26 protein-coding genes and 3 pseudogenes are annotated in these 22,550 nt (G+C 33.1%); 8 read left to right on the forward strand and 21 right to left on the reverse strand.

Going from position 1 to position 22,550, the window contains the following annotated elements; all coding sequences use genetic code 11:
* Positions 1-133 precede the first annotated feature (133 nt).
* From MHB55_RS11145 to MHB55_RS11195, 10 genes and pseudogenes are all read right to left on the reverse strand, one after another.
* Entirely contained in the window at positions 134-517 is a 384-nt protein-coding gene (locus MHB55_RS11145; protein ID WP_154310708.1) for a hypothetical protein, read from the reverse strand.
* Between the two features lie 181 nt (positions 518-698).
* Positions 699-1,091, reverse strand: a complete 393-nt coding sequence (locus tag MHB55_RS11150; RefSeq protein ID WP_154310707.1) for a hypothetical protein — start codon at positions 1,089-1,091, stop codon at positions 699-701.
* A gap of 129 nt (positions 1,092-1,220) precedes the next feature.
* Positions 1,221-1,565: a hypothetical protein gene (locus MHB55_RS11155; protein WP_151109590.1), complete on the reverse strand. Its 345-nt coding sequence runs from the start codon at positions 1,563-1,565 to the stop codon at positions 1,221-1,223.
* Between the two features lie 130 nt (positions 1,566-1,695).
* Positions 1,696-2,920, reverse strand: a pseudogene (gene ltrA / locus MHB55_RS11165) (group II intron reverse transcriptase/maturase).
* A gap of 510 nt (positions 2,921-3,430) precedes the next feature.
* The gene (locus MHB55_RS11170) at positions 3,431-4,036 is read right to left on the reverse strand and encodes an ABC-2 transporter permease (protein ID WP_151109588.1); all 606 of its coding nucleotides are present in this window, start codon (positions 4,034-4,036) and stop codon (positions 3,431-3,433) included.
* A complete protein-coding gene (locus tag MHB55_RS11175; protein ID WP_340863243.1) occupies positions 4,029-4,895 on the reverse strand; it encodes an ABC transporter ATP-binding protein in 867 nt (288 codons plus the stop codon). Before MHB55_RS11175 ends, MHB55_RS11170 begins: the two co-directional genes overlap by 8 nt.
* Positions 4,896-4,900: 5 nt before the next feature.
* A complete protein-coding gene (locus MHB55_RS11180; protein ID WP_144541348.1) occupies positions 4,901-5,272 on the reverse strand; it encodes a GntR family transcriptional regulator in 372 nt (123 codons plus the stop codon).
* A gap of 612 nt (positions 5,273-5,884) precedes the next feature.
* Positions 5,885-5,969, reverse strand: a pseudogene (locus tag MHB55_RS11185) (PhzF family phenazine biosynthesis protein); the annotation flags it as partial.
* A 62-nt stretch (positions 5,970-6,031) separates the two neighbouring features.
* Positions 6,032-7,228 (reverse strand): MFS transporter, encoded by a 1,197-nt coding sequence (locus MHB55_RS11190; RefSeq protein WP_340863244.1) that lies wholly within the window; start codon positions 7,226-7,228, stop codon positions 6,032-6,034.
* Positions 7,228-7,641: a MarR family winged helix-turn-helix transcriptional regulator gene (locus tag MHB55_RS11195; RefSeq protein WP_151109581.1), complete on the reverse strand. Its 414-nt coding sequence runs from the start codon at positions 7,639-7,641 to the stop codon at positions 7,228-7,230. The genes MHB55_RS11190 and MHB55_RS11195 overlap by 1 nt, the downstream gene beginning before the upstream one ends.
* A 162-nt stretch (positions 7,642-7,803) precedes the next feature.
* Between MHB55_RS11195 and MHB55_RS11200 the strand changes: the two genes are divergently transcribed.
* Positions 7,804-8,304, forward strand: a complete 501-nt coding sequence (locus tag MHB55_RS11200) for a GNAT family N-acetyltransferase (RefSeq protein ID WP_340863245.1) — start codon at positions 7,804-7,806, stop codon at positions 8,302-8,304.
* Between the two features lie 7 nt (positions 8,305-8,311).
* Here the strand turns inward: MHB55_RS11200 and MHB55_RS11205 are convergent, their stop codons facing one another.
* The gene (locus MHB55_RS11205) at positions 8,312-9,091 is read right to left on the reverse strand and encodes a class I SAM-dependent methyltransferase (RefSeq protein ID WP_340863246.1); all 780 of its coding nucleotides are present in this window, start codon (positions 9,089-9,091) and stop codon (positions 8,312-8,314) included.
* A 13-nt stretch (positions 9,092-9,104) separates the two neighbouring features.
* Entirely contained in the window at positions 9,105-9,326 is a 222-nt protein-coding gene (locus tag MHB55_RS11210; protein WP_151109575.1) for a histidine phosphatase family protein, read from the reverse strand.
* Here MHB55_RS11210 and MHB55_RS11215 point away from each other — a divergent pair.
* Both MHB55_RS11215 and MHB55_RS11220 read left to right on the forward strand, forming a co-directional pair.
* A complete protein-coding gene (locus tag MHB55_RS11215; protein ID WP_340863995.1) occupies positions 9,301-9,456 on the forward strand; it encodes a hypothetical protein in 156 nt (51 codons plus the stop codon). The two genes, MHB55_RS11210 and MHB55_RS11215, sit on opposite strands and share 26 nt — an antisense overlap.
* 352 nt (positions 9,457-9,808) lie before the next feature.
* On the forward strand, positions 9,809-10,282 hold the full coding sequence (locus MHB55_RS11220; RefSeq protein WP_151109573.1) for a hypothetical protein: 474 nt from the start codon (positions 9,809-9,811) through the stop codon (positions 10,280-10,282).
* A gap of 467 nt (positions 10,283-10,749) precedes the next feature.
* Here MHB55_RS11220 and MHB55_RS11225 read toward each other — a convergent pair whose 3' ends face one another.
* The 3 genes from MHB55_RS11225 to MHB55_RS11235 form a co-directional block, all read right to left on the reverse strand.
* Positions 10,750-11,634 (reverse strand): alpha/beta fold hydrolase, encoded by an 885-nt coding sequence (locus tag MHB55_RS11225; RefSeq protein WP_340863247.1) that lies wholly within the window; start codon positions 11,632-11,634, stop codon positions 10,750-10,752.
* Between the two features lie 566 nt (positions 11,635-12,200).
* Positions 12,201-12,680, reverse strand: coding sequence for a hypothetical protein (locus MHB55_RS11230; RefSeq protein WP_340863248.1), 480 nt, complete (start codon positions 12,678-12,680; stop codon positions 12,201-12,203).
* A 197-nt stretch (positions 12,681-12,877) separates the two neighbouring features.
* Positions 12,878-13,372 (reverse strand): hypothetical protein, encoded by a 495-nt coding sequence (locus tag MHB55_RS11235; RefSeq protein WP_340863249.1) that lies wholly within the window; start codon positions 13,370-13,372, stop codon positions 12,878-12,880.
* A gap of 541 nt (positions 13,373-13,913) precedes the next feature.
* Here MHB55_RS11235 and MHB55_RS11240 point away from each other — a divergent pair.
* Positions 13,914-14,309, forward strand: a pseudogene (locus MHB55_RS11240) (tyrosine-type recombinase/integrase); the annotation flags it as partial.
* A gap of 210 nt (positions 14,310-14,519) precedes the next feature.
* Here MHB55_RS11240 and MHB55_RS11245 read toward each other — a convergent pair.
* The 3 genes from MHB55_RS11245 to MHB55_RS11255 all read right to left on the reverse strand — a co-directional run bounded on the left by MHB55_RS11245 (position 14,520) and on the right by MHB55_RS11255 (position 16,759).
* Positions 14,520-15,113, reverse strand: coding sequence for a hypothetical protein (locus MHB55_RS11245; protein ID WP_340863250.1), 594 nt, complete (start codon positions 15,111-15,113; stop codon positions 14,520-14,522).
* Positions 15,114-15,348: 235 nt separating this feature from the next.
* A complete protein-coding gene (locus MHB55_RS11250) occupies positions 15,349-15,819 on the reverse strand; it encodes a hypothetical protein (RefSeq protein WP_191963850.1) in 471 nt (156 codons plus the stop codon).
* Positions 15,820-15,889: 70 nt separating this feature from the next.
* Positions 15,890-16,759, reverse strand: a complete 870-nt coding sequence (locus tag MHB55_RS11255; protein WP_151109551.1) for a GNAT family N-acetyltransferase — start codon at positions 16,757-16,759, stop codon at positions 15,890-15,892.
* Positions 16,760-17,007: 248 nt separating this feature from the next.
* Between MHB55_RS11255 and MHB55_RS11260 the strand changes: the two genes are divergently transcribed.
* The 3 genes from MHB55_RS11260 to MHB55_RS11270 all read left to right on the forward strand — a co-directional run bounded on the left by MHB55_RS11260 (position 17,008) and on the right by MHB55_RS11270 (position 18,929).
* The gene (locus tag MHB55_RS11260; protein WP_191696898.1) at positions 17,008-17,811 is read left to right on the forward strand and encodes a hypothetical protein; all 804 of its coding nucleotides are present in this window, start codon (positions 17,008-17,010) and stop codon (positions 17,809-17,811) included.
* On the forward strand, positions 17,808-18,215 hold the full coding sequence (locus MHB55_RS11265; RefSeq protein ID WP_151109547.1) for a hypothetical protein: 408 nt from the start codon (positions 17,808-17,810) through the stop codon (positions 18,213-18,215). Before MHB55_RS11260 ends, MHB55_RS11265 begins: the two co-directional genes overlap by 4 nt.
* Positions 18,216-18,548: 333 nt before the next feature.
* Positions 18,549-18,929: a VOC family protein gene (locus tag MHB55_RS11270; protein ID WP_151109545.1), complete on the forward strand. Its 381-nt coding sequence runs from the start codon at positions 18,549-18,551 to the stop codon at positions 18,927-18,929.
* A gap of 275 nt (positions 18,930-19,204) precedes the next feature.
* Here the strand turns inward: MHB55_RS11270 and MHB55_RS11275 are convergent, their stop codons facing one another.
* On the reverse strand, positions 19,205-20,440 hold the full coding sequence (locus tag MHB55_RS11275) for a HAMP domain-containing sensor histidine kinase (protein ID WP_340863251.1): 1,236 nt from the start codon (positions 20,438-20,440) through the stop codon (positions 19,205-19,207).
* Between the two features lie 198 nt (positions 20,441-20,638).
* Between MHB55_RS11275 and MHB55_RS11280 the strand changes: the two genes are divergently transcribed.
* Positions 20,639-20,938 (forward strand): hypothetical protein, encoded by a 300-nt coding sequence (locus MHB55_RS11280; RefSeq protein ID WP_144536092.1) that lies wholly within the window; start codon positions 20,639-20,641, stop codon positions 20,936-20,938.
* Between the two features lie 105 nt (positions 20,939-21,043).
* Here the strand turns inward: MHB55_RS11280 and MHB55_RS11285 are convergent, their stop codons facing one another.
* A complete protein-coding gene (locus MHB55_RS11285) occupies positions 21,044-21,538 on the reverse strand; it encodes an NUDIX domain-containing protein (protein WP_191696896.1) in 495 nt (164 codons plus the stop codon).
* A gap of 163 nt (positions 21,539-21,701) precedes the next feature.
* Positions 21,702-22,535 (reverse strand): DUF2785 domain-containing protein, encoded by an 834-nt coding sequence (locus MHB55_RS11290; protein WP_191696895.1) that lies wholly within the window; start codon positions 22,533-22,535, stop codon positions 21,702-21,704.
* Between the last annotated feature and the right edge of the window lie 15 nt (positions 22,536-22,550).

Genomic DNA, 22,550 nt, shown 5'->3' on the forward strand with positions numbered 1-22,550 from the left:
CCTTCTATTTTTTAATATAGAAGCTATGATAAAGGTAAAGGTGGATTTAAAAATGCTATAAATAATGAGCTGGAAATGTACCTCCATGCTCATTACATTTTGCACCCATCAAATTAATACAAGTCTCTTAAGATTATTTAAAATTACTTGGAATTTTAACGAGAACATAATTTTTAGTCCACATTTGAGTGGTGGCAATTAATCTTTTTTCGTCTTTTTCAAAGAACAGGCCAGCACCATCTTTCCCCTTAAATTCCCATCCGGTTGAACCTATCATTTGTATTATATTTTCATCCGCAATCGAAATACCTTGATTCTCACTACTTGTGATATACCAAATAGAATTGGCTTCTACGGCAATTTCAGCTATCTTACTATCCGATTCTTTTAGTAGTTCAATCGCTTGTTTTGCAGATAAATCATCTATCGGAAGAGAAGGATAATATAATTTATTTATAAATACGAACACTGCAATAACGGCTATAAATAAACCTAAAATAATTCTAACTTTTACCAATTAATTACCTCCCAATTAATGAAGTCGACTATAGAATCCTACGTACCCTTAGATTTGCTTACCTGCTCCTTTAGATTAATAAGAAAAAAGGTTTACTCCTTCTTGAATTAAAGCACCCGTATATTTTTTAAGAACAGCTACTCTAATTCCACAATCTCACCCAATTGCTGAACGATTAATTTCATTTAATCCTCCCTTTCCCTCTAACCTGATATTCTTTTTGATTGCTAATTTGAATTAACTCATAAGCATAATCATAATCTTTATCTTTTCTAAAAGATCTCGCACTTATCATATACTCTTCATCCACTTTAATAAGGTTGTAAACCATTGCATCCTCAATAAAAATTTTATAACGTCGATTATCTTTTTCATCAGAATTGTTGTACCCAATAATCCACATTTCCGTATATTCTCCTGGTTTTGTGTAATCGTGTTTACTTTCAACTTTAAAAAGAACCTTACCAATACTTTTGTTCTTTTCGGAATTGGAACTAGAAAAAAAGAAGAAGTACGACATTACAATTATCATAATAGCAATAATTCCAATCAAAACTTTCTTATTAGTAAACACTTTCAATTCCCTCCTAGAGTTAAACAACATCCTTCAACTAACCTTCTTGTGCTAACCTGCGACATTAGTTCAATATGAAAAAAGGCTTAACTCCTTCTTGAAGTAAAGCACGCGTTAATGCAATAAGAGTTACTGCTTTTTATTTGCATGTTCTCTTGCAAATGTAGAAGGTGAAAACGTAATTTTATATTTTCCTACAAGTTCTTTTTGTACTTTTTCAGTTAATATCAAGCCTTCTTTATTATGTGTTTCTTCAAGTTCTACGCCACTAGGAAAAATGCCATCATTTTTCCAATCAATCCATTTACCATATTTCAAGATCCACTCCATTAATTCAGCCTTCAACTTGATTGAAATTGGAACATATTCTATGTCAAAGTTACAATAACATTTTTTACACCAAATAGCGTCGGCACCTATATCTGCTTCAACTTTTAAATCATAAGTTTCATTACATTTACATAAATCTATCATACTGGTCTTCTCCCTTTATTAAAGTATTCGAGTAGAAGAGAACCTCTCTACCTTGCGGTAGATTGTGTTCTTCCCCCCTCACAGAACCGTGCTTGCGCTATTTACGCACACGGCTCCTCCAAATCATCTTTCACAAGATATAGCTAATCTCTTTTCTTAATTCGTATATATTCACCTTAATTCTTGGTGACGGTAACGGATATTTTTGAAGAAAGAGATTGAATTTATCCCAAGTAAAGGATTTTCTTTGACTTCTTCTGTTGAGCCATTTAAACAGTAGATATTGGATTTTGTCTTTAAATTGGTGAACACTTGGAGTGTTATCCGTGATGCAATAGTAGTTGTAATAACCTACAAGCGAGCGTTTAAATCTATCCATTATCATATGAATATCATTATTTCGGTTCTTCTTTATCCATTCCTTCGATTCCTTTAGTTTACCTTGTAGCTTTTTCCTGCTTGATTTCCGTTTCACACGAAAGTATCCAGATTAATTTTGGTTTTATCCTCCGCTATTTCTAAGTTAAACTTCTGTAATCTCAACTTTAATGATTGAAAGAATTCCTGAGCTTCGCTCTTATATTGGAAGCAACACACAAAATCATCGGCATATCTAACTATGTATGCATGTCCTTCACACTGTTTTCTGACTTCCTTCTCAAACCACAGGTCCAGGACATAATGAAGGTATAGATTGGCGAGTACCGGAGATATGACCCCACCTTGCGGTGTGCCTTTATCTGTCTTGTATTTCTTTCCTTCCTCCATGTATCCACCTTTAAGAAACCTACCAATTATTCTTAGTAAGTTAGGGTCAGTAATTCGCAGTTTTAAGAACTCCATCATCCATATGTGGTCAACGTTGTCAAAGAACCCTTTAATATCTACATCTACTATATAATTTACTGATTTCTTTTCAATATAATGATTTAATATTTTCAAAGCATCGTGGCAGTTACGATTTGGGCGGAACCCAAAAGAGCAGTCTAGAAAATCAATTTCATAGATGGCATTTAGTATTTTGGTAATGCCTTTCTGTACAATCTTATCTTCATGTTCCGGTAACCCCAATGGTCTTTTCTTGTTGGAGTTAAGCTTAGGAATATACATTCTCCTTACGGGAACAGGATGATAGCTTTTACTTATAAGCCTACTTACTAAGTCCTCTATATTTTCCTTTAGTCTTTCACTGTATTGCTCTTTAGTTGTGCCATTAATCCCAGTTGCCTTCTTATTAGGTAATTCAAGATGACATTGAACTAGAGATTGCTTATTTAGTAAATGTACAATAGATGTAAATTTCATTCGGGATCAGATTTTGCTAATTCTGCTATCCTTAATAGTTTTGTTTCCATTTAGTATTCCTACCTCCGAGTGTAGTAAATGTGTCCCTAGTAAGGGTGATAACTTGGTAGCAGCCTTTCCTCCATCGGCATTACCCAACTTCATTGGTACTACGCTGCTATCCGACTCCCTACAACGGCATTTGGTTTCCTTGCTTATTATCACTTGTACACCATACTCTTCTATAAGAAGAGACCGGTAGGGTCTCCCGAGTTGCCAAGAACCCAGAAAGTAGGGTTCTTTTAATACGTCTCTATTTTAAGTCTTTTATTTTTACCAATTCTTCTTCTATTCCACTCATTATTTTAAGCACCGCATGAACGAATGATTTCGAACGCTACTTTTTTGCTGTTCCTGTGGTTTAGTTTAAATGAAACCCTTCTCAATACATAGATATTTTACCATAAACATCCAACAAAAAAATCACCTCTCAGTTAAACTAGAGAGGTGATTTTAACGTTCTTTTATAAATATCAGTAACCTACTTTAATGTTAAGTTACTAACTATATAATTCCCCCACTTAGAACGCTTTTCGCTGGTAAATGATATTGGTAAGTCCCCAAGAGATAGCATAGACTACCATGATGCCAAGTGTCGCTCCTGTATATAAAGACGAGACAGTTAAATTAACAATGAAATCAGTTATTGCGGTTAATTGTTCAGTTAAAAACGTGACAATAGCCGGACCTATAGCTGCCAAAAGGATAAAGCAAATGAGTACAACCGGAAAAATATAGCCTGGTTTAAATATATAAAATAATGGAAAGGTAAATGCGGCAAATAATAAGAATAAGCCACAGCCAATCGCAATGTCAGTCATAGTAAAAGGTTTATTGAAAGCCAATAATGTTAGACTAGTCACCCCGATTGCTAAAATCATGTAAATAATAGCACCAAGATAGCGTGAAGCGATAATTTCCGTACGTGTATATGGTAAGGAATTTAATAATATGTTTGTCTCTGCTTTTTCATCGTAAGCATATGTGTTAAAGGGAATAAAAATACTGGAAACGAGAAAAGTAAAAGCTGGGTCTTTGCCCATAATAATAAAGAATAAGATAAAAGGAATAAAGAGTAATAGCTGCCTTTTCTGCAGAATGACGTCACGTCTGATTAAATTAAACATGGTGTATTCCTCCTTTCAAGTGATACATGATATCTTCCAGAGAGGCGTGATCAATGGCAACTGAGTCTCCAAAGATATTACTCACTGCTTTAGTATTGTCCGTTAATGCTTCAAATCCTGTTGATGCACGATGAACATGAATAAATGCCTTTTCAGTATCTCTATCCAGAAGATCCAATCTTCCTTTAACGATGGCATAATTTTCAGCAACGTCGTGAATGGACTGATTAAATACTAATTCGCCACTCTGCATAAAAGCTATATAATCTGCGATCCGATCTAAATCTGTTGTAATATGCGTCGAGAAGAAAATGGTACGATTTCCATCAACCATTAATTCCTGTAAAAGATCCAACAATTCTCGTCTAAAAATGGGGTCTAATCCTGCTGTTGGTTCGTCCATAATGATCAGCTCTGCATGATGAGATAGTGCTATCGCCAATGAAGCCTTCATTTGCATCCCTTTAGAGAAAGTTTTTATTGCTTTATTAAGTGGTAATTCGAATTTTTCGATATATTGATAAAATACTTTATCATCCCAGTGTTTGTATGCTGGTGCTACAATCCGTTTTATATCTTTCATGTTTAGCCCTTCAAAAAATACATTGCCATCATACACAAATCCAATGCGCTCCTTAATCGCCTTCTCATGTTTCTTGTAATCCAACCCAAAAAGCTTAATTTCCCCAACATCTGGTCTTAATAGATTCATCATCATTTTTATCGATGTTGATTTACCAGCACCATTTGCTCCAATGAATCCCGTTACAAAGCCTTGCTTCACTTGTAAATCAATATTTTTTACGGTAAAATCTTTAAACCTTTTCGTTACATTTGTAAATTCAACCACATTCTCCATTCCATTCACCCCTCATATAAAATCTTTAATAAGTCCTGAAGCTCATCAAATGACAGTCCAATTTCTCTGCTATTTGTTATGACTGCACTAAGTTGCTCCTCGATGACCTTCAGCTTCTTCTCTCTTATAACCTCTAGATTTTGCTCTGCAACAAAAGACCCTTTTCCGACAATGGAATAGATAAAGCCCGCTTTTTCCAATTCCTCATAGGCACGCTTCGTCGTTATAACACTAATTTGCAGTTCTTTTGCGAGGTTACGCATAGAAGGTATTGCTGCCCCCTCCTGAAGTTCACCTGCTAAAATAAGCGATTTAATTTGACTCGTAATTTGTTCATAAATCGGTTCCTTTGAACTGTTGGAAATAATTATTTGCATGCCAATACCTCTTCTTTACTTTTTTGAAAACATACTTTACAAATGTCATGTACCGCTTGCTGAAAACAGTCATCGAAGACCAATTTGCATAAATCACTCACATCCTCATATATTGTATATATACTATAATCACATTATATACACACATAAAACAATCGTGCAACCACTTTATTTGAAATTCCAGAAAATTTTATATAAAACAGCCATAAATTAATAGAATAGAAGCCTGAACAAGCATATTTACAATAAAGTATCAGCTATCTAAAAGATGATATTATTCATTTCTAACTATTTGATTGAATTACCACCGTCAACTTTAAAATCACAAATCTTAAGAGCATGTTTTGATAAAAGACTTATCAAAACATGCTCTTAAGATTTAAAAGATAATATTATATTTAATTACTTTTGATTAAACGTTGGGTATTTAGTGCCAAAATCGTCGTTTGGAAACGTTTCTTTACTTAGTAGTAGTAAATCTGACGATAATCCTTGTTCAACTAAACTGCACCTTTAGTTTGAGTGTAACATTTCACAAACAAAATCTCCTCACTAAAAATCAACCTTAGACTTTAACATAGCCTATTCTTTAAATCATTGTCTAAGTTAAGTATATATTACATAAGCTGATGCTAATGTTTGCGTGTCCACATAAGTCTATTTCTCCTTTAGGGGTGAACCATTTCAACTCATATCCCTTGTCTTATTAACAAAAGGGAAAAAACCTTTAAGCTTGATAAAGCTTAAAGGTTTTTTATATTAAGATATATTCAACAGTTCTTTGTCCTTCCTACCATGCAACAAATGGTATAGAGGAATGCAAATGACGATTAAAACGACCATGGAGAGGAAAATCGGACGATAACCACTATAAGGCACTATAAATCCTAATAGAAACGGACCAATTCCTAACCCAATATCATATAAAATGAAGTAGGTTGAGGTAGCAAGTCCAAATCGATGGGGTGGAGTAACTTTCACAGCGACGCTCTGAGCAATCGAATTAAAATTACCGTAGCCGAATCCAATCAGCGCAGCAGCAAGTAAAAGCATCCATCCGGCTGAAGCTTGGCTGAATAAAAACATACCTAGTGCAAACAAAACGAAACAAGGATAAGCGACAATATTAGCTCCTTTAGTATCTAGCAGTTTCCCTGTGAATGGACGAGAAATAATAACTACTATCGCATAAATTAAAAAGAAATAACTTGCTGCAGATACAAGGTCTACCTCTACTGCATAAAAGGATAGAAATGACATTACGCCAGAATAACTTAATCCTATTATGAGTGCCACCATAGAAATTGGTAATGCTCTTGGTTCTATGAATTTCGAGAGAAGCGAGCTTTTTTCTAGATGCTGAGTAGTAGATTTCGGCAATGCCACATCTATTTTTACCACTGCATAGATGATTAAGCATACAAATGACAATACAATATTTAAAGCAAAAATCCATTGAAAACCATTTTCTGCTTTAAGTAATAGAATACCTATAAACGGACCAATGGCGGTTGCTAAAATGGCACTTAAACTGTAATAACCTATCCCCTCTCCCTTTCTAGTATTAGGTAAAATTTGCGCTATGATTGTTCCGGTTGCAGTACCTGCAATACCAACAGCAATTCCTTGAAGCAATCGAATAATAATTAGAAGTCCAATATTGAAGGCCGCAAAATATAAGATAGATGTAATAGTAAAAAATACTAAACCTGTCCATAGTGTTTTTTTTGTCCCTAAATCGCCTATGACTCTTCCTGTTCCTAACCTTCCTATTAATGAGCCTATTATAAAAATACTAGATACTAGACCAGCTGTACTTGTAGAGGCACCGTATTTTGATTGGGCATAGGACGCAATTGTAACTATTAATAAATAAAACATTAAAGTGATCATAAAATTGATCAACGAAACGATTAAAAATTGCTTTGTCCATAGTTTTTCCTTTGTCACCGTCATCATCTTCCCTTTAAATTAACAAGTAATTTTTCCAATACTTGTTCTGTAATTTGTCTTTCTTGTTCAGTAATACCAATCAGTAAATTCTTTTGTAGGGTATCCACTATTTGTTTCGTCTCTTTATACTTTTCTACCCCGTTATTAGTTAAATGCATTACTTTTTGTCTTTTGTCATGACCTATTCCTATGTAAATTAACTCTTGCTCAATTAGTTTTTGAGCAATTGGAGTCACCGAAGGTTTTTCAACTCGCCAATAAGTAGCTATATCAGTGAAGGTTGAAGGTCCTTCTTCGTAAAGAATACGTATGAGTCCCCACTGAACTTCGGTTAAGCCAAATGGCAGTAGTAAATCCTGCATCTTACTACTGTATGGCCGAGAAATTAGTTTTAATGTCGTGAAAAATGGTTGCATAAAATTACTCCCTTATGGATTAGTTACATTAGTTAGTTAGACTAACTAATGTTAATTGTTTTCGTTTGATTTGTAAAGACAACTATTATATATTTTCGTTTTAAATTTTACTTGTAAAGTACAAGTAAAGTATTTATATTCTTTACAAGGGGGAATATAACCGTGGAATATATATGCAGATTATCTAGTGAAAAAGACTGGGAGCAAATCAAATATATTTATGAGGCTGGCATTGCTACAGGTAACGCAACATTCGAAACGTCTGCTCCTTCATCCTATGAGATATGGGTTTCAAAAGCAGATCAGTTTTGTACCTTTATCATTTACCATGGTGAATTAGTGTTAGGTTGGTGTAGACTTTGCCCCGTTTTAAACAGAGCAGTTTATGCAGGGGTTGGTGAAGTGGGGATCTATGTTCATCCCAAAGCCACTGGAATGGGAATTGGAAATAAGCTGCTTCAAACACTGATCACTAAGTCAGAAGAACAAGGCTATTGGATGCTGCAGGCAAGTATTTTTCCAGAAAACAAAGCTAGTATAGAACTACACAAGAAAAATGGGTTTAGAGTGGTAGGTCACCGTGAACGTATTGGTAGACTGAATAATAAATGGAGAGATAATTACTTTTTAGAAAGAAGAAGTAGTAAAGTTGGACAGGAATGATCTTCTATTAAACAATTGCTCGTACAATGTAATAGGAATTAGTTACAGACAAGCCATTTGTTTTGTTTGCTTCAAAGATTTCCGTAATCTCTATTAAATCTTCTTTTACAATTTTTTCCATCACAGTTGGGTGCTGTCCAAAGCACCTTTTTCTTATAATATCCATTGGGCTATGGATTAACTCATTACTGCTAATAATTTCTATCTCCCATTCATAATAATTGGCCTCTATTAATCTACTTTTAATGGTTTCTTCAGTAGAATCCAGTGGTAAATTGGCAGTAAAAAGATTTGGAAATAATTCAGATAGTTCATTCTCTTCGTGATTTCCAGGGTGTAGCCCAACTATAATTCCGCCTTTTTTTACAATATGCTTTAGAGCAGGATAACCTGAAGTTGGTCCCTTTCGAATGTAAGCACAATCAAACTCATTTTCTTTAAAAGGTAAACCTTGTTTAGTGCTTCCTAACACAAAAGAAACATTTTTTGGCTTATTCATTTTCCCATAACCGATAAAATGATTAGTTACATCAAATCCTACTACTTCTTTTGCAATAGAGCTACAATGGATCGCGAATTCACCATGCCCACAACCGACGTCCAAAACCTTTTTGTGTGAAACCAAGTTTATAACCTCTTCATCAAAGATTGTTTCTCCATTAGGCTTAATAATAGTGGAATTCCAAGGGTATAGATAAGTCCCTTGAAACTTCCCAAGCTGGTCGTACCATTCTAACGAATGTGGTGCGATCCATTCAGCAAATAAAGTTGGATTAAGTAATGTCATATTTTACATCCTCCTATTTTGTTAAGTGGGTAGTTTGATTATAATCCTTTACTTTCCAACGATCTTGTTTATATTCTAGATTACTTATACAGGCATTTAACAATTTTGTCTTCCCTGAACCAATTTTACTATCTGAAAGGAGCGCTAATATAGCATTAATGACAGCTCCGTGAGCAACCAAAATTATTTTTTTATTTGGGTAGCTTTGGATGATATCCTTTAATCCTGCTCGCAAAGAAACGTATGTAGACTTAGGTGAAGATTATTTTGATAAGCCAAAAGAACAATCAATTGTACTATATTCTGTTCGAAGACTTGAAAACTTAGGTTACAACGTTACAATCACTGAACCAAATGCCTCCTAATCCAACCCACAATTTGATTCTTATTTAGGCGCTGCACTTTTTTAAAAAATAATTGAGCTGCGTCAGATTTCGTATTGCCTTTTTCTCTAAAATGAAGATTTTAATTTTCATGGGAGTTGAAGAAACATAGATTAGAGTATGATCCAAATTCAAATTAAAAGACTGTTTTATAACTGAAATTGTTGCTTTATAGTAAAATTCATTTATATCCTTTTCTAATTTATCTCCTTCATGTTGAAAGCTAACTGTTTTAACCCCAACCTCCACATTACCCTCTTTTTCCAAATTTGTTCATTGCTATAAAAGTACTATTTCTCTATAATTTATTTTTAGTACAATAAAGGAGTCTATTATGTATATTTGGAATATAAATGCACTTATTACAGCTTTAAGGGAAGATTCCTTTACTGAAAAACAGAGGAAAAATTATCGAAGTATCTTTTGGATTATAGCAGCTATATCTATTATATCATTACCAATAGTTTACGATTTTTCTACTATGAATCAAATGGATATTATTGATTTCATTTGCTTTATTATGATCAATGGGATTGGTTTATTTGTATTATTTCGAATCTATAAAAAAGGAAATAAAAAAGAGTTTTTTCTTCCGTATATTAGTTTAGCGATCCCAATTTTACTAAGATACATATTACTTGTTATAGCTTTAAATGGAATTGGATATTTTCTCATTTACGATTTACTACCTAATCAATCTCTCGAGGAAACAAATTTAATGGATTTAACTATTTCAATAATAGTGGAAGTTGTTTATAACTTAATGTTTATCCATTACTTTAAGAAGATTAATAAAAAAGGGATCTAATCATAGGAAGTCACACAAATAAAGGGTGATACTTATCATTATCGATATGTATCACCCTTTATTTCTTGCTCAAGAATTGCCTGCAATTTGGTAGATTATTATTCAACTAAAGCACCCGTTAGCTTAATAGCTGCTTCCCGCTAGAACTGCAATGCTCCACATAATAAGAGTAAACGATAATGTAAGCCAAAAGGTATTGACCGTAGTTTTTTCATCGTGTTTTACCTTTTTTAATATAGAAACCAAATTCAAACAAAATATAACGCACAAGATAGGCATTAAAAGCAATCCTATTAATTCAAAAATAATATATTCTCCCTCCTTTTTAACTGCTTGTCATTGTTGAACTAACATGCTTACGTTAGTTCAATAAGAAAAAGCTACCGATATAGTCAACCACTTTTTAACTAAAACACCAGTTAGTTTAAGTACAATCATACACAATCTATCAACGATTTCAGTAATTTCTATAAAAATCTTTTTAAACCCTGAATTACTATATCAGGTCTATCGAGATGAATACCATGGTCACTGCGGTCTGCTATGATAAGTTTTCCTTTAGTAGATAATTGAGATAATCCTATTTGCAGTTCTCTCCAAACTTTTTCATATTTTACTGCCTCTTCTTTTGGGATATTGTATTGAACAAAGGCATTGACCGAAGCCTCTATGTCTCTTGCAATAACTGTTAGTGGAATGTTAGGGAATTCACCAAGTTCTTTTATACTTTCACTATTTGATTCCCAGTTTTGGAACTCTTCTGCAACAGTTTTAAACATATTAGGACTGGTGATAAATTCCTCAAATCTAATCACTTCACTCTTGGTAAGTATGCCGTGACAATCATCAATTGACTGATTATAAAGATTTCTAAGTTCCTCTTTTGATTTATATGAATTGTCCAAATTACTTTGTACCATTTGGTCTATCGATATCAGAGAATTCATTACTGGTATATCAAGATTATATAAACGATTAAAGTTTGGTGAAGTTGAATCCAATAAAATTAGTCCATTAACTTTGTCTGGGAAAAGCATTACATAATGTAACGCACATAGTCCTCCAAAAGAATGTCCCATTATAGTTACCTTTTCCTTTATACCTAATGATTCAATAAATTTGTTTAACTCGTGACATATATTTTTAGTTGTCCTTGGATTTATTGAAATTCTACTACTACCATAACCAGCCCTGTGATACATAATTATAGTAAAGTCTTTCATTATGTTTTTAACAAAGGGAAACCAGTTATAAATTGAACTTCCTATTCCTATTTCTAAAAAGAGAATCTTTTCCCCCGTACCAAAAACTTTATATTCTAAATCTAATTCAGCGTTTTCTAATTTTTCCAATGCTACACCCCTTTTTAACCACACTTTTTCAATATCCTTATTCAACTAAACTGCTTCGCTAGTTTAAGTGTAACATTTCACAAAGCATATCTGGGATCAACTTAATGTTTTGGACATAAAAATAGACCATCTAAAGGATGACCATATTTTGCTAAAGCACCCGTTAGCCATCCATGTAGCGCAAAACAACGCTACACCACAGAGAATGAAAATGTGAAAAACGGGTATAGGATACTATGGCTGGCGAAGAAGGTCGATCAACTATGGTGCCCATAGAGCCCATCCGTTAGTCTGACTCCGACGACCACGGTGCATCACAGACTGTCGCACTCTATACGAGTAGCACTCATGGGAGATTAATTCTACTCTGGGTACTGCACCAGCCTTGCCTTTATTATAAGAAGAATGGAGTTGATTCCTAATTTAACTTTCAACTTAATATAACCACTCTAAAGGCTCATCCTTTTTTAAAAAAGCTTTTCTGAGCCTCTATTTTTATGCACTTTTGTTGATTTTGAGTGTTTTTTTAATTTTCATGGGAGTTGAACAAGATTTTTTAAATTCAACTATTGAATGCATTGCATTACAAACAGTTTTTGTTCTTTCGCATTTGAAATTGCAAGTATGTAGCTATTATCTTCTTCCAATTTATAAAAGTATTTATCATTATTATCGTAAGTCACAGGATTCTCTTGAAATAAAACAGTAAGATTCTGCGTATCTTTGTTCATACTAGCCGCATCTTTTTGAAATTTTTTAAGGTGACTTGAAACAGTATCAAAGGATTCTTCATCAATAGGAATCCAACCATTGTTCTCCTTTAACTTCTTTTCAATAGACCAATATTTAAGAATATGAAAGGTTTGTCCCTCATTTGGGAACCCATATCTTGTATTAAATATAGTTTCTATCTTACTTGGTCTAGGAGCGTCAAATCCCCAATTCATTTTCCATTCAATAGATTGTGAAATATAATTCCAATTAACTATTACAAACCCTACCAATAATAGTGGAATTGTAATCCATAAGATTGTTTTCTTTTTCATAAAAAATTTCCTTTATGCCGAAATGAAAATACCATTTAAATAATCTCTCCCCGAATTATGGTTTTCTAAAGTTATATTCTCTATCTAATCAAAAAGTCCTTGTTCAACTAAACTGCGCCGTTAGTTAAATAAGAATAAAGACTTTACTCCTTCTTGAAGTAAAGCACCTCGCTAGTTAAAAAAGATATTATTCAAATTTAATCAATTGAAATAAGACCATTCGTAATTGTTATAAAGTTTGCGTTACCACCGACAATACAAATTATATATTCCCCATCCACCTTCACATCAAAAGAGGTTGTCAGTTTATCAGAAACGGGGGCTGAAAAAATCTCTGTATATTTCCCATTTAATATGTATCCAACCCCAGTATGACTTAAGCCATCGGGGATTATGGTTAAATCCACCAATACATTATCTCCTTCTTTTAATTTCAACCCCTGGCTTTCTCCATTTAATAAGAAAATATCACCATTGTTCAAATCCTCATTTTCAAAATAATGGTTATTTCGGGATTTCTCTTTCAATGTAATATTAATTTTATTCCAGTTCTTTAGAAATTCATCATCAATTTTAACTTCATTTGTTTCTTCGGCTTCTTTTTCAGAAGTGTCCTTGTTGACTAACAATATGGCCAACGCAGATATTCCAAGAAGTGCTACGACTATAATGCTAAACAGGCAATTTTTCATAAACTCATTCCTTTCACTAAGTCCTTTTCTTTAAATTTCCTGATTATTACTGTTTCGACAACCAATCAATAGTTCCTGCTTAAGATATTGCCCAAGTTATCGAAGGTTGACTAATTAAAATCACTTTAATCAAGACATCTGAGACGATACCAGGAATGGTTAATCACCAAGAGCCCTCATGTTTTAATAAAAGGCTCTTACTCTCCTGCTACTATTAAGCTAAAGAGTGCAATAATAAAAGCTTTCTTAACCATTCTTTATAATGATAAATATATTAATGAACCTATATATGAAGGCTTAAGAAAAGCAACTGTTCGGAAAGATGAACGTCCAAACCGAAACCTGGGTCCCAAAGAAGTAATCTTTAAGCTGTCTTCCTTCAAAAAATAGAACATCACGTGAAGTTTGCAATTGTGCATGTATTGTCTACTACGGGAATTAGAAATGAAGAATTTTGTAAGTTGCAGGTAAATGACTTGAAAAGAGATACTATCTTGGGAGGACATTATCTAGAAATCATAGGTAAAGGAACAAGCGTAGGCAAGTACCTGTGAAAGAGAAAGTGCTTAATAGCATTAAAGCATTTCGCCGCTCTAGAGGATTACCACCTATAGAAAAAGCAGAATCGAATGCTCCTTTATTTACTACAAACACAGGTAAAGCCTATACCCCCTCCTACCTAGCGCAATATGTAAAAAAAGAAAATGCAAAGTTGTATCTTAACCTGAAGGATGAAGTAGTAGAACTGACACCACATTACTTTCGACACGCTTTTGCCATTATTTCACGACTAAATAAAGTAGAGATATATGACATTATGAAATCGCTAGGACATGAACGGTTAGAAACAACGGAAATTTATTTAGAAAAAGTATTCGCAAAAGAAAACCATCCTGTTCATAGTTGGAAACCGGAGTTGTTTGGAGAGTATATTTAATAAGAAGAGATTCAATTTTACAAGTTATTCTACTAACTTCATACAGCAAAAAATAAAAGCAACCATTTTGAAAGAGATTGTTCAAAATGGTTGCTTTCTTTCGTCATGATTTTCTCGATTATTAAGTGTTCCTTATTCAATTAAAGCACCCTTTAGTTTAAGAAGAACTGAGACGCTTATTAAACAATCGCGCCCGATAGCTTCAAACTTTTATTTATGAGATACATCATAAAAAACGGTGGTATAGTAATCAAAACCTGCCCAGAAATCTCCTTGTAAATTACCTAACATCCTTTGCAAATCACTTCTCGAAAAAAATTTTCCGTTTCTTATAAATCTAATCCGCTCTTCCAAGTTCAAGAAATTATTTATGCTGTCAACCAGGTATATCCTTTCTTCTCTGGAATAATCTCCTTCAGAAACAAGGTCTAACAGGGTATTTCTTGCCTGTTGTACTTCGAAAAGCATTCTATCCAGTTTATCTTTGTCAATTGTTTTGGAGTCCGTGCCGATCAGCCATTCTTGTTCAAAAATCGGAAGAATAAATTGAGTTCGATTTACGGTAGGATTGTAATTATCACTTCCTAAATCCTTTTTTAGATCCTTCTCATAGGCAGCTTTAAACTCGCCAATCTCTTCTTCGTAGGTTTTGCCATTATGAGTTCCCGAACCAGGATGATATGTAAAGCTTTGATGGATGCTAAAAAGCGATAATGGATAATACCATGATATGAAAGCTATAACAAGTACAATAAATACTCCTGAACCTATCCTCCAGACCTTCCGATTACGTTTTGTATTCATATAAATCCCCCTTTATCTTCAGACTAATCCGCTTGTTTATTCAGATGGTTATATAACCATCTGGCTCGATTGTTGAATACAAGTTAAACAACACTCTTCAACTAACCTGCTTCGTTAGTTTCAGTGTAACATTTCACAAAGCATATCTGGGATCAACTTAATGTCTTGGACATAAAAATAGACCATCGAAAGGATGGCCAAGATTTGCTAAAGCACCTCGTTAGCTGAATAAGAATTATCCATTTATTTTGCATAGGAAAATTTTTAAGGGGTTATTGTTTTCTTCTACCCCTTCATCTTCCTCACGAATATCTTCAACGGGAAAGCCATCGTGATAAGGAAAACTAAGAAATTCTTCAATGACAGGTTCGAGGTTATCAATAGTTTCAATTTCACAACTGAACGGTAGCTTAGAATCATAATCCGATATTAAATTAAATCTTAATTGTGCAGCTTGCCAATCGAACCATACATAAAAAAGCATACCCTTATTAGACATTTTAATTTGTTTACTTCTGTTGGAAATAACCTCTCTAAAAAAATCTTTAAAATCCTTAACACTCAACTTAATATTCATTTCGTTACTAACAGAAATTGACCAAGTGTTGTTTGATATTTCTTGGTCTATGTCCTCTTTACTATTTCCAATAAACAAAGGGTCAACCACAATTTCTTCAAGGTCTTGAAAGAATTCATTTTTATCCATATTGTCTCCCTATCAAAACAGCTTTTATTAACTCTATTTTACCATTTCTTATTGAACTATACCTTCAAACTTAACCAAAGATTTGTGCAGTAATAGCAAATAACTCTTTATTCCTATATGGCATATTAATAGAGTTCTTTATCATTATCGGAGGATTACTAACTTTTACAAATCCACTTTTCTCCAAGAATAACATTAACTTGTCATTATTGGATGGCACGTCAATCCTTAACTTTCCTTGATGATTAAGAATTAACCCATCGATTATTAAAGCAGCTGTTTGTGAATCTGGTGCTACAATAGGTCCTATTAATAGATTTATTGGTCCTAATATGGATAATCCGAATCCAATAATCTTCCCCTTTAGATTTCTAACAACTAAACATTGTTTTGATTGATTTATCCTGTTAAGAAGTAATTTTCTTCTCTTATCACCAAATGCAGCCGAATCTAATTCAATAATTTCATTAATATCATTCTCACTGTATTTCTCTAAGGTAATTTCTCGATTATTAAACAAGTTAGTTGGAATATAGTTATCACTTAAAAACTTATGTACATGGTCGACAGTATTAAAACCCAATTTTTCATATAAGGGTTTCCCATCTTCAGTTGAAATTAACATTATTGAAGTATTTTGAGAAACACTGTCTATACATTTTTGAGTAGCCTTTTTTCCTAAGGCTAAACCTCTATATTTTTCATTAACAATAACCATACCAATTGAAGCTAAATCAGTATCATAAGGTATTATTGCAGCACTCGAAACAATTTTCCCATCAGCATTTTTATGTCCGTATATTTTACCAGATGACATAACAGTTCTAATTTCATGCTCATCATAATCCCAACCAACTGAGGCAGAAAGTTCTATTAAACCTAAGACATCATATTTATCAAATTCCACTAATTCTAATACTGTTTTATTGTCTGTATGCATTAGAAATCCCCCTAGTTTTATTTCTATTCTTATCATAATTTCCTATCTAGCCTTATTCAACTAAACTGCACCGTTAGTTTAAGAAGAAAAAAGGTTTTATCAAACTTATTGGAGAACTAATTGCAACTGGGCTGAGGAGAGAGAAACTTGTGGAGAAGTTTTAAAATAAAACAAATGGGTTAAATGATGAAAAACCTTATTTTTAACTATATAATATAAGAAACTCAAGTAAATTGGACGTGAGATGCATGGAAGAAATTCATATACCAGCAGATAATATTCGTATTATTAGTACTTCAAGTAAAGGTGACCAATCAAAATGGTGTGTCGGAGATAAGTGGGTTAAACAAAATACTCGTGGCTACGAGGGACAAGCCGAAGTATTAGCATCACTTGTGTTAGCATGCTCTACATTACAAGAAAAAGATTATGTAAACTACTATCCTTGTAAAATTATTTTACCAAATGGTGAAATTTCCATGGGCTGTTATTCGCAGGATTTCAGAGGTAAGCTACAAGAAGTCACGCTTGAGCGTTTATTTGAGGCAAACTTTACGACGACCGACCATGTCCTTAACGATAAATCTCTTTCTACACAAGAAAAGTTTGAGCAAATTATGCAACAAGTGCAGGACTTTACCGGACTGAATGTACGAGAAGATATTGCTCAATTAGTAGCGTTTGATGCACTCATTTTAAACGAAGATCGTCATACGAATAACATTTTATTCTTATACAATCCTGTTACCAAAGTATGGAGACTCGCACCGATTTTTGATAATGGACTAAGTTTGCTATCCGATGAAAAGGACTATCCACTAGGTAAACCATTATCAATTTTAAAAAGAAAAGTGAAAGCAAAACCATTTAACTCAAGCTTTACTAAACAGCTCGCACTCTATACCGGTTCAGCATTCATCTATAAAGCTAAATTATTAGAAACACTAAAAATAAATTCAATTGATTTTGGTCGAGCACAACAAGTGTTACTATCACAGTTAAACGACCCTATCTTCAAACATCTTTTCATTGAAGGAAGTGAATCAAATTGATTGATTATATGAAGTTCGAGGTCATGTGGATGGACGATGTAATTGCTACAGTTGATTTAAAACCCGCAAATGGTGGCACACCTTATGTCGTGAACTATATAGTAGACTTTAATAAACAATTTTCACCGATTATGGAAGGTCATATTACGCTAGAAGAACTGGAGAAGTGGCTTAAATGGCGTACGTTTCCACCAACACGTGCCAATGCCGATGAGTTACTCAAGAGTCTTGGTTTGCAAGCGTATAATCGTTGGGGCATTGTTCGGAAAACACATGGTGTAATGGCAGATGATGAGATTTGGCTTCGTTTTAAAGGCGAAACCTTAACACATAAGGATGTTTGCCTCCGTAAAGACCTTTATTATCCTGATTCATCCGGTGAAAATACCCAAATAATTATCTAATTTAAAAGCCGCTGCTTCAATGAGCAGCGGTCTTTTTGTTGACTAATCATCTACAATCGAGTATATAGTTTCATTACAAATATGTTAATAACATTAAATCACCAACTTATTAATATTTTTTCGTGTTCTACTAAACTCCGATTTTGGTTATTACACATTATTTACGGAATGTGAAGTAACTTAAAACCCCCTAAATTTAAAATGTAGAATATATTCAGCCCTTTGAATGAATAATAAAACAATTAAATTTAGTATTATTAACATTGGAAACACGAATTATATTCACTCGTTATCACTTTGATGTAACTATTTTTTATCTATGGAGGTTTGAAAATGGATGTTTATATGCGTTTAGAATTGTTCGTACAAAATTTGAAAAGGTCTGTTGACTTTTATAAAAACGTAATTCAATTAGATTTATATTCTCAAAATGAAACTAGTGCTAGATTTAGATCCAAAAATCTCAATATACTTTTAACGCAACAAAATATTCTTTCAAAGGACCATTATTTCAGTAATATTAGCACCTCCCGAAAAGGAGTTGGTGTAGAGATAATCATTATTGTTCCTGATATTCAAAGTTTTCATCAACGTGTAAGTGAGATGAAAATTGAATTAGAATCCCAACTAAAACAACAAGAATGGGGCCTGAAAGATTTTCGTTTGGTCGATCCAAATGGATATTATTTAAGAATCTCTTCACCCCCTAACTGATCACTCTGTTTTATTTACTTTTATTATATTTTAAAATGATTTAACCTTTCTTTAAGGATGATAGTTTTACCTTTCGTCTATTGTAACTATTGCTACGATCTTTCTACGAACAACGAGTTACATTATTCTATCTAAAGTCGATTGACTACATAAAAAAACACCACAACTGACACATACCTTATTAAAGGTTGTATCAATTGCGGTGCTTTTATTAAACATATTATTATAATTTCAAAAACGTATTTTTAATAGAACCAGTTACTTTTAACTCTTTTTTAAACTGGTATAGTTATAGTAAATATAGTCCCTTTTCCTTTTTGACTTTTTACTTCTACATTTCCTTTTAATGTGGAAATTGTCCCATATACCATTAGCATACCTAATCCTGTACCCTCTTTTTTATTAGAATAATAAGGTTTCCCCAACTGGCTTATTTCTTCGGAAGTCATGCCTATTCCTTCATCCTCTATCGTAATGATTAGATTTTTTCCTTGCTGTTCGGCCCGTACAAGAAGAAGTCCCCCCTTGCCTTTCATTGATTCTACACCATTTTTTAGTAGATTAATTATGCACTGTTTCATTTGATTTTGATCAAATTTAATCTTCACTGTGTTCTGAAATAATAGCAAGATTTCGACTTCATGGAATTTAGCATAAGGCATCATAACATTTTTAACGTATACTAATTCCTCTTCTAATGTAGATTGAACCATATGAACCGATTGAGGCTTAGCAAATGCTAAAAAATCATTTAGTATGTTTTCAGCTCTATTTAACTCCTTCAAAGAATAATCAATATAAACTTTATCATTTGGAGTAATATCTTTTGAGACGCTTAATAATTGTAAAAAGCCATTTGTTACAGTTAGAGGATTTCTTATTTCATGAGAGACACTCGCAGATAATTCGCTCATCACATGCAACCTCTCCGCTCGAAGAAAATTATCTCGCTGTTTAATATTAGATAAAATTTTCTCGACCATACTCAAGTTAAACAACATAACTATGACATATGTAACAATAATATAAGCAGCAACAGTCCAATATTCAGTAGTTAGTTTGTCAAAAAAAGTAGTAAGAGAAATTAAATAAGTCAAATCGTTGATTAATACCATTAAAATACCAGTGAATATTCTCTTCTTAGGGGAATAATTAATAAACCTTTTGTGCATTAGTGGAACAATAGCAAAAGCTACAGTTGAGTAGATAAAGGATTGAACAACTCCTTCTCCCCCTACAAAAAAACGTACTATATTTAAAATAATATAAAGTGGAAACAATTTCTTATAGCCACCGTAAAGAGCCAAAGTGAAAAACGGTATGTATCTTAAATCAACTGTAAAACCTAATTCTAATCTAATTGGATAAATCATGCATAAAATCATTGATATTGATGAAGATAGTATGAAAAAGTATATATATTCTTTTCTCTTTTTGTTATCTAAAAAGACGACAAAAAGTAGAACAGGTAAAGTAATAAATAATATATTAATCAGAAAAGTTTGTAGCAACCGAATGCCTCCTTTCAGCATCAAAAATTCTCATAAGACTAAATTATATCATATATATTATCCATGTTTTTATATTACATTTTTTCTAATAATAAGATTCTTGAAGAAAAAAGTTTAAAGTTATTATAATGAGGTAGACATAAAGTAGGCCTAACACATTAAGTAAATAAAAGAACAATTTGAATGGAGGAATTTAAGATGAAGAAAAGAATATTCGCTTTACCAATAGTTTTAAGTTCAGCATTATTGTTAGGAGCTTGTGGAGATGATGATGATGCAGATATCAATGATATTGAAGTAGAAGACCCAACTCTTGAAGATGACGGACAAAACGATTCTGGTTTGGATTCAGAAAATGAAGGAGAAGTAGATACGCAGGACGACCAAGATAGTACAACAGGTACTGATGGAACGGACGACACCACTGGCGCAGAAAATAGTGAAACAGAAGGCACTGAAACAGAGGCTGTTCCAGATAGTTCAACTGAAGCTAAATAATAACCAAACGCTCCAAACCTTAATGGTTTGGAGCGTTTTATTTTTCTTTATAAACTAATTACTATTAAAAATCATTTTTATTGTAAATTCATTTCATTCGTTCTATTAATTATTAATGATTTCTGCTTCTCTTAATATAGTTATAATTAGTTCATGATCATCAATTACGTATGGTACTTCCTCTGGTTCGACCCAAATACGTGTAGTTGCTTCATTCTCTCTTAAAAAGGGAAAGCAATCTTCAATATCTAAACGATAGAATAATTGATAGCCGATGAGAGGGTATTTACCATTTACTATATAAAAAGGATTGTCTTTGTGGTTAACCTCAATCGCTCCAATATAAGTTGCATCTCCTTTGACATAGCCTTCTTCGTAAATTTCTCTATGGAGAGTTTCTTCAGGAGTTTCATTAGCTTCTACATGTCCGCCTGGCATATTAAATCCTCTATTTTTCACTCGAACTAATAACACTTTTCCTGCATGAAAACAACAACCGTGAACACTAGTCACAATATCTTCTTTCAGGACTACCTTTGAAGGCTGCCATATTAGCTTGACTGGATGCCCTCCCCACACTACTGTTATTTCATTAGTCATTACGGGCTCCTTTTTTCTAACAAAGAATCCTTCATTTAATTGAGGACATTTTTATGTAGAATGTATGTATATAATTACTTTTGTTCTAATTACTAAAATATATTAGTACATAAAAAATAAATACTGAAGCATCCACTTCATCCTACGCTTGAGATTAGAAACATTACTCCCTTTTATACATAGCGTTATGTAAGTTTTTTAAGGATTTTTTAATTTGAAGCTGTGTATTTATACTTTCTCCACGATACGATAAACGAAAATACAGTGACTTTAAGAAGTTCATGACATTAGACCTATATTTATAAAAGGTTAAAGAATTCTCTTCACGACTTACTGTTGGGTCTAATAATTTTTCAAAGTTGTGCACCCAATCTATAAGTATCTCCTCCGATAATCCTTTTTCTAAAAGTGCCTCTACTGCAAAGAGTAGCCGCTCATCCTCATCGTCCTGGAAAACATAATCCTTCCAAATACATGCAGTTATTGTTGTAAGGCATTTCTCACTATTTAACAAATTGAAGGATGGGTGGCTAATAAGAGTTTCTAACAGATCTGCTCCATGGGCAATACTATGCGCCCATCCTTTCCCTTCTACATAACCTCTTACATCTTTTTCTGATTGTAAGTATATAATCGTTTTTTCAAACACTTCTTCTAACAGCTGTTTTTCCAAAAATCCTTTTGTTTTATCCTTTTCTACTATCAAAGCTATTACTAATGACGAAAACGACCTTGTAAACACAGTGTCGGTTTCTACTTCACCTATACCTTTAAACAAATACTCCTTCGATAAACAACTAATCAGGACTTTTTCCATGAGTTCATTCGATAATTTATTGTCCTTTATTAAAAGATAAAATGAAGAGTAAATTAAACTGTCTCTTAGCTCAGCATCGATTGTTCCTATATTTTTAAGCATTTCTGTTACTAGTTCTTCTAAGTTATCTATCTCTCCTTTTTTACTTTGCCATTTTCTTAATACAGATTTTATCTCCATTATCATTCTCCTTAA

The organism is Psychrobacillus sp. FSL K6-1267 (assembly GCF_038003265.1).
In the GTDB taxonomy this organism is placed as follows: Bacteria; Bacillota; Bacilli; order Bacillales_A; family Planococcaceae; genus Psychrobacillus; species Psychrobacillus faecigallinarum.

What these genes read in the sequence shown, in the direction of transcription:
- MHB55_RS11245 (WP_340863250.1), bottom strand. Translation starts at nt 15,113, where the DNA reads ATGAATACAAAACGTAATCGGAAGGTCTGGAGGATAGGTTCAGGAGTA.
- MHB55_RS11280 (WP_144536092.1), top strand. Translation starts at nt 20,639, where the DNA reads ATGAAGAAAAGAATATTCGCTTTACCAATAGTTTTAAGTTCAGCATTA.
- MHB55_RS11155 (WP_151109590.1), bottom strand. Translation starts at nt 1,565, where the DNA reads ATGATAGATTTATGTAAATGTAATGAAACTTATGATTTAAAAGTTGAA.
- MHB55_RS11230 (WP_340863248.1), bottom strand. Translation starts at nt 12,680, where the DNA reads ATGAAAAAGAAAACAATCTTATGGATTACAATTCCACTATTATTGGTA.
- MHB55_RS11205 (WP_340863246.1), bottom strand. Translation starts at nt 9,091, where the DNA reads ATGACATTACTTAATCCAACTTTATTTGCTGAATGGATCGCACCACAT.
- MHB55_RS11260 (WP_191696898.1), top strand. Translation starts at nt 17,008, where the DNA reads ATGGAAGAAATTCATATACCAGCAGATAATATTCGTATTATTAGTACT.
- MHB55_RS11285 (WP_191696896.1), bottom strand. Translation starts at nt 21,538, where the DNA reads ATGACTAATGAAATAACAGTAGTGTGGGGAGGGCATCCAGTCAAGCTA.
- MHB55_RS11220 (WP_151109573.1), top strand. Translation starts at nt 9,809, where the DNA reads ATGTATATTTGGAATATAAATGCACTTATTACAGCTTTAAGGGAAGAT.
- MHB55_RS11290 (WP_191696895.1), bottom strand. Translation starts at nt 22,535, where the DNA reads ATGGAGATAAAATCTGTATTAAGAAAATGGCAAAGTAAAAAAGGAGAG.
- MHB55_RS11195 (WP_151109581.1), bottom strand. Translation starts at nt 7,641, where the DNA reads ATGCAACCATTTTTCACGACATTAAAACTAATTTCTCGGCCATACAGT.
- MHB55_RS11255 (WP_151109551.1), bottom strand. Translation starts at nt 16,759, where the DNA reads ATGCATACAGACAATAAAACAGTATTAGAATTAGTGGAATTTGATAAA.
- MHB55_RS11180 (WP_144541348.1), bottom strand. Translation starts at nt 5,272, where the DNA reads ATGCAAATAATTATTTCCAACAGTTCAAAGGAACCGATTTATGAACAA.
- MHB55_RS11250 (WP_191963850.1), bottom strand. Translation starts at nt 15,819, where the DNA reads ATGGATAAAAATGAATTCTTTCAAGACCTTGAAGAAATTGTGGTTGAC.
- MHB55_RS11190 (WP_340863244.1), bottom strand. Translation starts at nt 7,228, where the DNA reads ATGACGGTGACAAAGGAAAAACTATGGACAAAGCAATTTTTAATCGTT.
- MHB55_RS11175 (WP_340863243.1), bottom strand. Translation starts at nt 4,895, where the DNA reads ATGGAGAATGTGGTTGAATTTACAAATGTAACGAAAAGGTTTAAAGAT.
- MHB55_RS11215 (WP_340863995.1), top strand. Translation starts at nt 9,301, where the DNA reads ATGATATCCTTTAATCCTGCTCGCAAAGAAACGTATGTAGACTTAGGT.
- MHB55_RS11235 (WP_340863249.1), bottom strand. Translation starts at nt 13,372, where the DNA reads ATGAAAAATTGCCTGTTTAGCATTATAGTCGTAGCACTTCTTGGAATA.
- MHB55_RS11170 (WP_151109588.1), bottom strand. Translation starts at nt 4,036, where the DNA reads ATGTTTAATTTAATCAGACGTGACGTCATTCTGCAGAAAAGGCAGCTA.
- MHB55_RS11270 (WP_151109545.1), top strand. Translation starts at nt 18,549, where the DNA reads ATGGATGTTTATATGCGTTTAGAATTGTTCGTACAAAATTTGAAAAGG.